This is a genomic window from Halorubrum rarum (assembly GCF_048380895.1).
Taxonomy (GTDB): domain Archaea; phylum Halobacteriota; class Halobacteria; order Halobacteriales; family Haloferacaceae; genus Halorubrum.
On record NZ_JBLWMN010000001.1, the window covers coordinates 180,328 to 192,571 of the forward strand.

15 protein-coding genes are annotated in these 12,244 nt (G+C 66.9%); 5 read left to right on the top strand and 10 right to left on the bottom strand.

The window, feature by feature from the left end:
* Nucleotides 1-41 precede the first annotated feature (41 nt).
* Together ACNSN7_RS00875 and ACNSN7_RS00880 are read left to right on the top strand one after the other, a co-directional pair.
* Nucleotides 42-476 carry a thiol-disulfide oxidoreductase DCC family protein gene (locus ACNSN7_RS00875; protein ID WP_418279963.1) on the top strand — a complete coding sequence of 145 codons (435 nt, stop codon included), beginning with the start codon at nt 42-44 and terminating at the stop codon, nt 474-476.
* The gene (locus ACNSN7_RS00880) at nt 473-919 is read left to right on the top strand and encodes a GIY-YIG nuclease family protein (protein WP_418279964.1); all 447 of its coding nucleotides are present in this window, start codon (nt 473-475) and stop codon (nt 917-919) included. The genes ACNSN7_RS00875 and ACNSN7_RS00880 overlap by 4 nt, the downstream gene beginning before the upstream one ends.
* A gap of 69 nt (nt 920-988) precedes the next feature.
* On the opposite strand, the gene ACNSN7_RS00885 is transcribed toward ACNSN7_RS00880, so the two are convergent.
* The 3 genes from ACNSN7_RS00885 to ACNSN7_RS00895 all read right to left on the bottom strand — a co-directional run bounded on the left by ACNSN7_RS00885 (nt 989) and on the right by ACNSN7_RS00895 (nt 2,839).
* Entirely contained in the window at nt 989-1,471 is a 483-nt protein-coding gene (locus tag ACNSN7_RS00885; RefSeq protein ID WP_418279965.1) for an acyl-CoA thioesterase, read from the bottom strand.
* 47 nt (nt 1,472-1,518) lie between these two features.
* Nucleotides 1,519-1,998 (bottom strand): bifunctional nuclease family protein, encoded by a 480-nt coding sequence (locus tag ACNSN7_RS00890; protein ID WP_418279966.1) that lies wholly within the window; start codon nt 1,996-1,998, stop codon nt 1,519-1,521.
* 73 nt (nt 1,999-2,071) lie between these two features.
* The gene (locus ACNSN7_RS00895; RefSeq protein WP_418279967.1) at nt 2,072-2,839 is read right to left on the bottom strand and encodes an ArsR/SmtB family transcription factor; all 768 of its coding nucleotides are present in this window, start codon (nt 2,837-2,839) and stop codon (nt 2,072-2,074) included.
* Nucleotides 2,840-2,944: 105 nt separating this feature from the next.
* Here ACNSN7_RS00895 and ACNSN7_RS00900 point away from each other — a divergent pair, with 105 nt between their 5' ends.
* From ACNSN7_RS00900 to purM, 3 genes are all read left to right on the top strand, one after another.
* The gene (locus ACNSN7_RS00900; RefSeq protein WP_418279968.1) at nt 2,945-4,717 is read left to right on the top strand and encodes a TraB/GumN family protein; all 1,773 of its coding nucleotides are present in this window, start codon (nt 2,945-2,947) and stop codon (nt 4,715-4,717) included.
* Nucleotides 4,714-5,382, top strand: a complete 669-nt coding sequence (locus ACNSN7_RS00905; protein ID WP_418279969.1) for a zinc metalloprotease — start codon at nt 4,714-4,716, stop codon at nt 5,380-5,382. The genes ACNSN7_RS00900 and ACNSN7_RS00905 overlap by 4 nt, the downstream gene beginning before the upstream one ends.
* A 66-nt stretch (nt 5,383-5,448) precedes the next feature.
* Nucleotides 5,449-6,426, top strand: coding sequence for a phosphoribosylformylglycinamidine cyclo-ligase (gene purM / locus ACNSN7_RS00910; protein ID WP_418279971.1), 978 nt, complete (start codon nt 5,449-5,451; stop codon nt 6,424-6,426).
* Nucleotides 6,427-6,599: 173 nt separating this feature from the next.
* On the opposite strand, the gene ACNSN7_RS00915 is transcribed toward purM, so the two are convergent.
* From ACNSN7_RS00915 to ilvC, 7 genes are all read right to left on the bottom strand, one after another.
* Nucleotides 6,600-7,139 carry a CBS domain-containing protein gene (locus ACNSN7_RS00915; protein ID WP_418279972.1) on the bottom strand — a complete coding sequence of 180 codons (540 nt, stop codon included), beginning with the start codon at nt 7,137-7,139 and terminating at the stop codon, nt 6,600-6,602.
* Nucleotides 7,140-7,255: 116 nt separating this feature from the next.
* The gene (locus ACNSN7_RS00920; protein ID WP_418279973.1) at nt 7,256-7,621 is read right to left on the bottom strand and encodes a DUF555 domain-containing protein; all 366 of its coding nucleotides are present in this window, start codon (nt 7,619-7,621) and stop codon (nt 7,256-7,258) included.
* 83 nt (nt 7,622-7,704) lie between these two features.
* Nucleotides 7,705-8,715, bottom strand: a complete 1,011-nt coding sequence (locus tag ACNSN7_RS00925) for an isocitrate/isopropylmalate family dehydrogenase (protein ID WP_418279974.1) — start codon at nt 8,713-8,715, stop codon at nt 7,705-7,707.
* Nucleotides 8,716-9,435, bottom strand: a complete 720-nt coding sequence (gene leuD / locus ACNSN7_RS00930) for a 3-isopropylmalate dehydratase small subunit (RefSeq protein ID WP_418279975.1) — start codon at nt 9,433-9,435, stop codon at nt 8,716-8,718. It abuts the gene before it with no gap.
* Nucleotides 9,432-10,853 carry a 3-isopropylmalate dehydratase large subunit gene (gene leuC / locus ACNSN7_RS00935; RefSeq protein WP_418279976.1) on the bottom strand — a complete coding sequence of 474 codons (1,422 nt, stop codon included), beginning with the start codon at nt 10,851-10,853 and terminating at the stop codon, nt 9,432-9,434. Before leuC ends, leuD begins: the two co-directional genes overlap by 4 nt.
* Complete coding sequence (locus ACNSN7_RS00940; protein WP_418279977.1) at nt 10,850-11,179, bottom strand: DUF7989 family protein; 330 nt, start codon at nt 11,177-11,179, stop codon at nt 10,850-10,852. Before ACNSN7_RS00940 ends, leuC begins: the two co-directional genes overlap by 4 nt.
* Nucleotides 11,179-12,243, bottom strand: coding sequence for a ketol-acid reductoisomerase (gene ilvC, locus ACNSN7_RS00945; RefSeq protein WP_418279978.1), 1,065 nt, complete (start codon nt 12,241-12,243; stop codon nt 11,179-11,181). Before ilvC ends, ACNSN7_RS00940 begins: the two co-directional genes overlap by 1 nt.
* Between the last annotated feature and the right edge of the window lies 1 nt (nt 12,244).

The window sequence follows — 12,244 nt, forward strand, 5'->3', positions numbered from 1 at the left end:
AGGGAGCGACCGCTTAAGGACCACCGACTCCAATCGACCGTATGAACGAGGACCCGGACGCACCGGTGTTGATCTTCGACGGCGACTGTCCGTACTGCTCGGTCGCCGCCGTCGCGTTACGTCGGCTCGAGGGCGTCGTCGCGGTTCCGTGGGAGGCGGACCCGGTCGGGCCGTTCCTCGACGCTCAGTTCGGTGCGCGGCCGTTCGCGATGGTGCTTATTGACCCCCGAGAGGGCCGGGTGTACGCCGGGCGAGCAGCGGCGGAGGAGCTCGCGACGCGGGCGGGAACGCCCGGAATCGTCGGCGGACTCGTCCGGGATAACTACGACCGGATCGCCGACGTCGTCGGGTCCCTCTCCGGTCGCGGTCGCGACCCGTCGGACTACCACGACGAATACGACCTGACCGACGAGGCGAGCGAGCTGGTCGACGACCTCAGACCGGCCGCGAGCGACCCGCCGGAGGCGTCGTCGTGAGCGCGGGCGGAACGTACACCCTCGTCGTCGAACTGCCGACGGAGACGACCCTGTCGGTCGGTGCCCTCGGTGACCACCGGTTGCCCGCCGGTGCGTACGCCTACACCGGAAGTGCACTCGGAAGCGGCGGGTTCTCTCGGGTGGACCGCCACCGGCGGATCGCGCGGGGCGAACACGACGTGCGTCACTGGCACATCGACTACCTGCTCGGCCACCGAGACGCCCGGATCGACGGCGTCGTCCGAAGCGAACGCGCCGACGTCGAGTGTGCGGTGGCAGGGCGACTCCCGGAGGGTCCGATCGCCGGATTCGGCTCGTCCGACTGCGGCTGTCGGTCCCATCTCTCGAGAGTCGACGACGTCGAGACGTTACGCGAGCGCGTGAAGAAGGTCCACGCCGCAGCCACCCCCGGATTCGGAGCCGATCGAGACGCTCGCCGGTGAATCGCTCGTCGTTCCGTCCCGTCTCGACTCCACGGCGAGCACGGCTGCAGCTATCCACGGCGAGCACGGCTACAGGTCGTACCTGTCGACGACGTCTCGAAGCTGTTCTCTGCGCCCTTGGAGTGCCTCATCACGGAGCGCCGCCTCCTCGTCGGTCGGCCACGCGAGATCCGGGACCTCGGTCGGTATCCCGTCGTCGTCGAGCGCGACGAACGTGAAGTACGACGTCGTCGTCCGACGCTCCGACCCGGTTTTCGGGTTCTCCGCACGAACGTCGACTTTGACGTCGATGCTCGTTCGTCCCGTGTTGAACACGTATCCCTCGATCACGACTACCTCGCCCATCTCGATCGGGGCGATGAAGTCGACGTGATCCATCGACGCCGTGACGACCTGCCGACTGGCGAATCGCATCCCTGCGATCGCGCCACAGACGTCCATCCAGTGTAACACGGTTCCGCCGAGCGCCCTGCCGAGGTTGTTCGTGTCGTTCGGAAGCAGGATCTCGGTCATCTCGGTGTACGACTCCGCGAGGGTCGCGGTTTCGCTCATACGACGGCTCCGAGTCCGCTCGACTTGAAGCTACAGGTGCGACTCGACTACGTGCTCCCCTCGCCTCCCCTATCTCCCTTGCCTCCCCTATCTCCCTCGCCGAACCGGATCGAATCCGGCGGTCGCCCCGCTTCGTCGATGACGGCGTCCGTGACGACGATCGGACAGTCGAGACGGACGGCGAGGGCGAGCGCGTCGGACGGACGAGCGTCGAACACGAACCGCTCCGGTCGACCGTCCTCGTATCGTTCGGCGTCGACTTTGGCGTAGAACGTCCCGTCGGAGAGGTCGTCGATCCGGACACGGTCGATCGCGCCGCCGAACTCCGTGAGGATCTCGACGAGTAGGTCGTGCGTGAGCGGTCGGTCGAAGGGCTCACCCTCGAGAACCATCCCGATCGATCGAGCTTGATCCCCGCTGACGAAGATGGGGACGTACTCGTCGCGGACGGAGAGAACGATCGCCGGGACGTCGCCGCCGGGCGCGGAGCCGGCACCGACTCCGACGACCTCGGCTTGGTGCTCCATACGCGTTGATCGACGTGCCGGCATGAATAGCTGTCCCCCCGGTCGACTGCGATCGACGCCACCCGTCCCGGCGCTACCGCAAGCGACGCAGTTCGTCTCGATACCGATAGGCCCACGCGACCGTGAACACGATCGCCGCCACGAGAAAGAGGACGACTCCGGGTTCGAGAACCGTCACCGCGTGATCGGCGAGTGCCTCAATTCCGTCGACGAGGGTCTCGACGAAGCGACCGATCCCGTCCTCGGCGACCTCGGCGTCCTCGACCTCGGGCTCCGGCGTCGGTTCCGCGTCTGCTTCCGCGTCCATGCTGTCGGCCTCCGCGGCATCGTCGTCGGCAGCCATTCCCGGTTCCGCGTCCCCGTCGTCCGCCGCCGGCGCTGCGTCGTCGGTCGCTCCGGGCGTCCCGACGGAGTACAGTTGCTGTGCCGCGAGGCCGGCGAGCCCGAGGATCCCGTATCCACCGAGGAGCCGCTTGAGAGCGGCTTTGATCCCGGTTGAGTCCGTCGGTGGGCCGGCAAACAGCACGAGCGGTTCGTCGGTCGGTGCGTACACGTTCATCTCGCGTCCCTTCTCGGAGTACGCGGTGTCGACCACGTCGACGAGCTCGGCCTCGGAGAGCCTCCCGAGGTGATACTGGACGTTCTGAAGGGACGTGTCGATCTCGTCGGCGATCTCGGAGGTCGTTGCAGGCTCCTCGTGGAGCGTGGAGAGGACGGTTCGGGCGGTCTCGGAGCCGAGCGCCGCGAGGAGTTCGTCGGCCTCGTCGTCGTCGACACCGACGATCCGTGGCTCCCGGTCATCCGGCGACGTATCCGGCAGCGAGGGCAACAGCCGGGACATACCGGTCAGTGGAACACCCACGGATACAAACCTGTTGGGTGTCGGGACCCCGACCCGGCGATCGACTCACAAACCCTAAACGCGACCGGAGAGTACGGGACTCCAATGAGCGAGACGCCCGGAGGGTCCGGCGACGCGCCGTCGCGATCCTCCGCGAACGCATCCTCGGGCGAGCCGGATCGCCCCGATACGGAACCGGTCGACCGCCGTGATCCCGGATCGGTGACCGTCGTCGGGACCGCTCACATTTCCGAGCGGTCCGTCGAGGAGGTCGAAGAGACGATCGAGCGCGAGCGACCGGACGTCGTCGCGGTCGAACTCGACGAGGGACGCTACCGTCAGATGCAGGGGGAAACGCCGGACGACCTCGACGCTGGCGACCTCCTGAAGGGCAACACCGTCTTCCAGTTTCTGGCCTACTGGATGCTGTCGTACGTCCAGACCCAGCTCGGGGAGCGCTTCGACATCGAGCCCGGAGCGGACATGAAGGCGGCCATCGACGTCGCCGAGGGACTCGGGATCGACGTCGCACTGGTCGACCGGGACATCCAGACGACGATACAGCGCTTCTGGGCTCGAATGACGGTGATCGAGAAGCTCCGCATGGTCGGCGGGCTCGCGTTCGGGGTCACGGACTCCCGGGTCGCCGGGATCATGGCCGGACTGATCGTCGGTATCCTCGTCGGCCCCGTGATCGGGCTGTTCGGCGGCGCGATCGGCGTCACCGACGCACTCTTGACGAGCGTTACGGCAGGGGTTCTCGTCGCACTCGCCGTCGCGCTCGCGATCGATCAGGTCGGAAAGATCGGCCTCTCTCCCGACGCGAGGCTGTACGCCGCCGCCGGACTCGGCGCGGGAACGGGCGTCGCCGTCGCCGTACTGGGCGTGGCGAACGGGCTCGTGACGACGTATCTCGGAAGTTTCGCGGTCCGAGCGATCGGTAGTCTCGGACTCGGGATCGGGCTCGGGTTGGTCGTCGGGATCGCTGCCGCCGGCCTGATAGGTGCGCTCGGCGGTCGCGAATCCGAAGAACACGGAGGTATCGAGGGCCTCGACATGGAGGACCTCACCGACGCCGACGTGGTGACGATGATGATGGAGGAGTTCCGTCAGTTCTCGCCCGGCGGTGCGGAGGCGCTCATCGACGAGCGTGACGCGTTCATCGCACATCGGCTGATCGCGTTGCGGAACGCCGGACACGACGTCGTCGCCGTCGTGGGTGCGGGCCACCGCAAGGGGATCGAGCGGTATCTCGCGGCCCCCGAGACGCTTCCACCGGTCGAGAACCTGGTCGGCACGGAGAGCGGTCGCCGGTTCCCGTGGGGGAAAGCGCTCGGCTACGCCGTTGCCATCGCGTTCGTGAGCTTCTTCGTTCTGCTGGCGCTCGCCGGCGTCGAGGACGGCTTCCTGTTCCGACTGTTCGGTGCGTGGTTCCTCATCAACGCGGTGTTCGCGTTCTCGTTCGCGAAGCTCGCCGGTGCCCGCTGGTCGTCCGCGAGCGTCGGCGGCGCGGTCGCGTGGATGACGTCGATCAACCCGATGCTCGCGCCGGGCTGGTTCGCCGGCTACGTCGAGCTCCGAAACCTCACGGTGAACGTCGGCGACATCGGAGCGCTCAACGAGCTCCTCTCGGACGAGACGCGGTCGCCTTCGGAACTCGTCTCCGCGATGCTCGACGTTCCCCTGTTTAAGCTCATCATGATCGTCGCGATGACCAACGTCGGGAGCATCGTCGCCAGCTTCCTTTTTGCGGTGTACGTGCTTCCGGCGATGTTCGGCGCGGAGGTCGGGAGCGTCGACGAGGTCGGACGCCTCATGGTGGACGGGGCCCGCAGCGGCGCGGAACTGATCTACGGCTTCCTGACGACCGCCTCATGAGCACGCTCGTACGCGGCCGTCGGATCGGCGGCCTCTACTTCAGCGGGAGGGAGCTTCGCGACCTGCTCGTCGCGTGGCTCGCGCTCGGCGTCGCCTTTATGCTGTTTTTCGTCGGTGGAACGGCCGGGTTCGACCGACTGCTCGCGGCCGGCATCCTACTCCCCCTCGTCGTCAGTCTGGTGACGGCCGGGATCGGGTTCCTGCTTCACGAGGTGGCTCACAAGGTCGTCGCCGTCCACTACGACCAGGTCGCGGAGTTCCGCGCGGACAACGGAATGCTGTTCCTCGCGGTGATGAGCGCGCTGCTCGGGTTCATCTTTGCCGCACCCGGAGCCGTGCATCATCGGGGGCGACTCACCGTACGCGAACACGGCCACATCGCGCTCGCGGGGCCGATCGTGAACCTCCTGTTGATGGTCGCGTTCGTTCCGGCGTTACTCGTCGGAGCCGCTCTCGGGAGCGATCTCCTCGTGTTAGTCGGGGAACGCGGAATCGCCATCAACGTGTTCCTCGCGGCGTTCAACCTGATCCCGTACGGACCGCTCGACGGGAAGACCGTACTGGGATGGAGCAAGACTGTGTGGGCCGTGACGTTCGTTCCCTCGGTCCTCCTCGTGGTCGGCCTCGTCTTCGGTATCGGAGTCGGATTCGGCGGGCCGTTCTGAGGAGGGGCTCGGCTCTCCGTCGCGGCAAACGGTGCGCTTTTGCTCCGCGGGCGTCCCTGCTAACGTATGACCGAGGGCGACGACGGTGACGAACTCACGTACGCGGACGCTGGCGTCGATATCGACGCCAGCGAGGCTGCGACCGCCGCGCTGATCGGGGCGGTCGGAGAGAGCGAGGGCGACTACGCCGGCCTCCTTGACATCGGCGACCGATACCTCGCGCTCGCGACGGACGGCGTCGGGACGAAATTACTGATCGCGGAGGCGCTCGCCGACTACTCGACGGTCGGGATCGACTGTATCGCGATGAACGTCAACGACCTCGTCGCGGCCGGTGTCCGGCCGGTCGCGTTCGTCGACTACCTCGCGGTCGACGAGCCCGACGAACGGTTCGCCGAGCAGATCGGCGAGGGCCTCTCTCGCGGTGCGGAGCTCTCGAACATGGAACTCGTCGGCGGTGAAACCGCGGTGATGCCGGAAGTCGTGAAGGGACTCGACCTGGCCGGCACGTGCGCCGGACTCGCCGCGAAGGAGGCGGTGTTCGAGGGAAGTGCCGAGCCGGGCGACGCGCTCGTGGGGTGGCAATCGTCGGGGATCCACTCGAACGGACTGACGCTCGCACGCGAGGCGACGACCCGAAACCACGCGTACACCGACGACTGTCCGTTCGAGGGGTACGACACGATCGGCGAGGCCCTACTGGAGCCGACCCGGATCTACACCGACCTGCTCGACCCGATGCGGGCACACGGCGTGCGCGGCGCGGCCCACGTCACCGGTGGGGGCTGGACGAACCTCGAACGCTTGGGCGAGCGCCGCTACGTCGTCGACGACCCGTTCGACGCACAGCCGGTGTTCGAGTTCGTCCGGTCCGAGGGGAACGTCTCCGACGAGGAGATGCATCGGACGTTCAACATGGGGACGGGATTCGTCGCCGCGCTCGAGCCCGAGGCGGCCGAGGCGCTCGCGGAGGCGACCGACGGACGCGTCATCGGGTACGTCGAAGAGGGAGACGGCGTCTCGATCCGAGGACTGAGTTTATAAGCCCGAGTCGTATCGCGAAGTAGCGAACAGGCGGCGCGTGTCTCGTTCCGCGACGGCGCGCCACGCTCCCGCCTCGACCGTCGCGGTCGGTGTTCAGACCACACGGCGTCTGGCTCGTAATGAATTATAAACGGTCGGGCGAGCGGCGTCTCGTTTCTCGACGGCTCGGCCAGCTACGACAGGTGGGCCGCGATGTCGGCCTCGGTGATGATACCGATGGTTTCGCCGCCGTCGGTGACCATGACGGCCTTGTAGTGATCGAGCAGGTTGCGGATCTCGTCGACCGTCGCGTCCGGTGCGACGGTCGGGAACGACTCGCTCATCACCTCGCTCACGGGGAGTTCTCCGACGTTCTCGCCCGCGTGAATAACGTCACCTTGGCTGATCGAGCCGACCGGAACGGCGTTCTGGAGCACCGGAAGCTGCGAGTACGCCTCCGCTTCCATCTGGCCGATGGCGTCGATCACGGCGTCGTCGGGTGCGACGCTGATCACCGTCTCGTTCATCAGATCGGTCGCGCGAACGACCTCTCCTTCCGCCTCGTCTAAGGCGTTGACGATGCGCCGGAGCGTCGAGAGGCGGGGGTCGACGTCGCCGCCCTCGATCCGAGCGATGAGCGGCTGTGAGACGCCAGCGGCGTCCGCAAGTGCACTCTGGGTCAGTTCGAGGGTCGTTCGCCGCTCGCGTAGGTCCTGCGGCGTCGGGAGTTCCATACGGCTAATAACTATAGGTTATTAGAAAAGCTTTCGGCGGCGGCCGACCTCGCCGGACGGTTCCCCGAACGGTCCTCGGCCACTTCCCACGTGACGGATCAGCGACCGTCGCCGATCTACTGGTCGTCCTCGTCGTCCGCCTCGGTCTCGACGATCTCGATCACTTCGAGGGGGACGTCGCGGAGCGAGCCGCCGACCTCGCTTTTCGCGATCCGCTCGGCGTGCTCCTCGCCGTCGGCGTTGAATATCTCGATCTCCAAGAGGAGTCCGACGAGGGCGGTGTTCGCGGCGAGGAACGCGGCGTCGAACGGCTCTCCGCAGGCTGGACAGCCGGTGACGCCGGGTTCGACCTCGACGTACTGCTTGTCCGTCTCGTTGAGTCGCTTTCCGGCCTCGCTGACCGCAACGCCGATGGCGTCGTCGGTCTCCTCGACGTCACGAACCAACCAGGCGGCCTCCATCGCGACCAAGTAGTTGCTCATACACCGACGGACGGACCGCAGGGTTTCGTGTCTTGTGGTTTGTCGGCGGCAAACGAACGGGGAGACGGACGGAGCTGAAGAGTCTACAGCCGATCGACGATCGCCGCGGTGACCTCGTCGGTCGTCGCGGAGCCACCCAGATCGCCCGTCCGCGGGCCGTCGCTCAACACGCTCTCGACCGCGTCACGGACGCGGTGTCCGTCGTCGACGTAGCCGAGATATTCGACGAGCATCGCTGCCGAGAGGATCGCCGCCGAGGGATTCGCGATCCCCTCACCGGCGATGTCGGGTGCGGTCCCGTGCACCGGCTCGAACAGCGCGTTGTCGTGGCCGATGTTCGCCGACGGCAACAGCCCGAGCCCGCCGACGAGGCCGGCCGCGAGATCCGAGAGCACGTCGCCGGCGAGGTTCCCACAGACGACCACGTCGTACTGGGTCGGGTCCAGCGGGAGCTTCGTCGCGAACGCGTCCATCAACTCCTCGTCCGCGTCGATGCCGTGCTCCTCGGCGACCCCGAGCACCTCCTCGCGGAAGCGCCCGTCCGTCTCGCGCATCACGTTCGCTTTGTGTGCGACGGTGAAGCCGTCCGATCCGTCAGGTCCGCGGCCGTCCGCGACGAACTCGCACGCGAACTCCGCCAGCTCGCGCGACGCGGACGACGTAACGACCCGCGTCAGCGTCGAGAGGTCCTCCGAGAGCCGGTCCTCGTGGCCCGCGTAAACGCCCTCCGTGTTCTCCCGGAGGAAGACGACGTCCGTCTCCGGTCGAACGGCGTCGACGCCGGGATACGCCTTCGCCGGTCGAACGTTGACGAACGATCCGACCGCGTCCCGAAGCGGGAGGATCACGTCCGCGGCGCTCTCCCCGGCCGCCCCGAACAGCGTCGCGTCCGCGTTCGCAGCCGTCTCGTACGCTGCCGCCGGCAGCGCCTCGCCCGTCTCCGCCTCGACCGCGTCGCCCGCCTCCGCGTACGTGTACTCGAACCCGTCGATCTCGTCGCTGGTGTCAGCGAGCGCGTCGAGCACGTCGACTGCGGCCGGAACGACCTCTCTCCCGATCCCGTCGCCCTCGATGACGGCGATCCGCTCGGTCATTCAGTCGTCCCCCGTCGCGCCGGTCGCATCCTCGGTACCCGTGTCTCCGGGAACGTGATCGTCGGGAACGTACGGCAGCGACCGTGCGGTCGCTTTCACGGCATCGCCGTTTGCGCCCATCAGCGCCGTCGTGTCCCAGATGCCCTCGACGAGCGCTTTCCGCTGGGCCTCGCTGACGTCGGCGTCGATCGTCGTGCCGTCGTACGTCACGGTCTCTGCCTCGACGTCGACGTCGACCTCCACGTCCGGATCGTTCTCGACGTAGTCCTGCAGGTCCTCGATCTCCTCGGCGTTCGCCGTGATCGTCGGGATTCCGAGGGCGAGACAGTTGCCCGCGAAGATCTCCGCGAACGACTCGCCGACGATCGCGTCTATCCCCCACCGCATCAGCGCCTGCGGCGCGTGCTCCCGCGAGGAGCCGCAGCCGAAGTTGGCGTTGACGACCAAGACGTTCGCCCCCTGGAACCGTTCCTCGTTGAACGGATGGTCCTTCTCCGTATCCTCGTCGTCGAAGCGCTGGTCGAAAAAGGAGAACTGCCCGAGTCCGTCGAAGGTGACGACCTTCATGAACCGGGCCGGAATGATCTGGTCCGTGTCGATGTCGTTCCCCCGAACGGGGATCGCCGTCCCCGAGACGTCAGTCACCTTCTCGGCCGGTGCCTCCCCGTCCGAGAACTGCGAGTGATCGACACCGGTCGAGTTCGCGTCGTTCCCGCTCATGCGACGGTCACCTCCGTCATCTCGCGAACGTCGGTGACCTCGCCGGCCACCGCCGCCGCCACGACCATGATCGGACTCATCAGCACGGTTCGACCGTCCTTCGAGCCCTGTCGGCCGACGAAGTTCCGGTTCGAGGAGGAGGCGCTCGCCTCCGATCCCTGTAGCTGATCGTCGTTCATGCCGAGACACATCGAACAGCCGGGTTCACGCCAGTCGAAGCCGGCCTCGGTGAACACCTCGTCGAGGCCCTCCGCCTTGGCCGCTTTCTGGACGCGCTGGCTGCCCGGAACCACCATCGCACGTACGTCGTCGTCGACGGTTCGACCCTTCACGAACGCGGCCGCCTCTCGCAGGTCTTTTAAGCGAGCGTTCGTGCACGAGCCGAGGAACGCGACGTCGATGGCGTACCCCTCCATCGTGTCGCCGGGTTCGACCCCCATGTGTTCTTGCGCACGGCGAGCGGTGTCCCGTTTGTCCGCGGGCAGTTCCTCCGGACGCGGGATCGGCTCGGAGATGCCGATCCCTTGGCCGGGGGTGGTTCCCCACGTGACGGTCGGTTCGATCGCGGAGCCGTCGATGGTGACGACGTCGTCGTACTCCGCGTCGTCGTCGCTGGCGATCGACTCCCAGTACGGTTTGAGCCGTTCGAACCGCTCGGGGTCGTTCTCGAAGGCGTCCGTCCCCTTCAGCCACTCGAACGTCGTCTCGTCGGGGTTGACGTACCCCGCGCGGGCACCCCCCTCGATCGACATGTTACAGATCGACATTCGACCCTCCATGCCGAGGCTCTCGATGGCCTCGCCGGCGTACTCGTACACGTGGCCCACGCCGCCGTCGGTGCCGAGCTCCCTGATGATGGTTAAGATCACGTCCTTGGCCGTGACGCGGTCGCCGAGCTGGCCGGTCACCTCGATCTTTCGGACCTTCTGTTTCTCCATGGCGACACAGCCCGTCGCGAGCACGTCGCGGATCTGTGAGGTCCCGATCCCGAACGCCAGTGCGCCGAACGCGCCGTGCGTCGACGTGTGAGAGTCCCCACAGACGATCGTCATGCCGGGCTGGGTGAGCCCCTGCTCCGGGCCGATGACGTGGACGATCCCCTGGTTCCCGGAGTCGGGGTCAGAGAACTCGATCCCGGATCCGCGGACGTTCTCCTCTAACTCCGCCATCATGTTCTCCGCGGCGTCGTCGCCGTAGGGCCGATCCCGGTTCCCCGTCGGGACGATGTGGTCCACGGTCGCGTGCGTCCGCTTCGGGAACGCGACCTCCTGACCGCGCTCTTTCAGCATGCCGAACGCCTGCGGGCTCGTTACCTCGTGGACGAGATGGAGGCCGACGAACAGCTGGTCCTGTCCCGTCGGCAGTTCGGTCACCTTGTGCTCGTTCCACACCTTGTCGTACAGCGTTCCTTCACTCATTCCTCGTCACCGGTTTCATCTGCTACGCCGGAGCCGCGCCCCCCGCGAACCCAGACGTCGTTCACGTGTCCGTTTCGTGGCGTGTGATCGACCTCGTCCATCGTGGCTGTCCCGTCGACCCCCGACCCGTCGTCACTGGCTGTGACGCGTTCGTCGACCCCCGACCCGTCGGTTCCACCGTCGGCGACCGCGGGACCGCGAGCGAACACGTCGCCCAGCGTCGAGCCCGTGTACGGGTTCGCGTGGGAGACGTCGGCCATCGCGTCTCGATCGTCCGCCGTCGCGCCCCCGGTCTCGGTCCGATCGTCAGTCGTCCGTGTCCGCATCAGGCCTGCACCTCGGCCTTCTCCTCTTCGTCCTCGGTTCCGTCGCGCTCCTCCTGCCACGAGAACAGTCCGCGAAGCTCCTCGCCGACGGCCTCGATCTCGTGGTTCTTCTCCGCGTTGCGGAGCTGGGTGTAGGAGGGCCGACCGGCCTGGTTCTCGGCGATCCACTCGCGTGCGAACTGACCGTTCTGGACCTTCTCTAACACCGCTTCCATGTTCTCGCGGGCGTGCTCGTCGACGACGACGTCGCCCTGCGTCAACCCGCCGTACTCGGCGGTGTCGGACACCGAGTCCCACATTCCGCCCAGTCCGTCCTCGTACATCAGGTCGACGATGAGTTTGAGCTCGTTGAGACACTCGAAGTACGCCATCTCGGGCGAGTAGCCGGCGTCGACGAGCGTCTCGTAGCCCTGCTTCACCAGCGAGGTGACGCCGCCACAGAGGACGGCCTGCTCGCCGAACAGGTCGGTCTCGGTCTCCTCGCGGAACGACGTCTCGACGACGCCGGCTCGCGTACAGCCGATCGCGGCCGCGTACGCGAGTCCCTCCTCGCGCGCCTCGCCGCTCGCGTCCTGATACACCGCCAGCAGGCCGGGCGTCCCCTCGTCGTGCTCGTAGTTCCGGCGGACGAGGTGACCGGGCGACTTCGGTGCGACCATCGTCACGTCGACGTCCTCGGGCGGTTGGATCTGGTTGTAGTGGATGTTGAACCCGTGTGCGAACTGGAGGGTGTCGCCCGCCTCCAGGTTCGGCTTGATCGCCGACTCGTACACGTCGGGCTGGACGGTGTCCGGGACGAGCACGCTGACGATGTCGGCCTCGGCGGCCGCCTCGTCCGGCGTCGCGACCCGTAACCCGTCGTTTTCGGCTGCCTCCCACGAGGAGCTGCTCTCCCGCAGGCCGACAACGACGTCGACCCCGCTGTCCGCGAGGTTCTGTGCGTGTGCGTGTCCCTGCGAGCCGTAGCCGAGCACGGCCACGGTCTTCTGTGCGATGTGCTCGCTGTTCGCGTCGTCGTCGTAGTATACTGTCGAGTCGAACGTCTGCGTGTCGTCTTCGGTCATG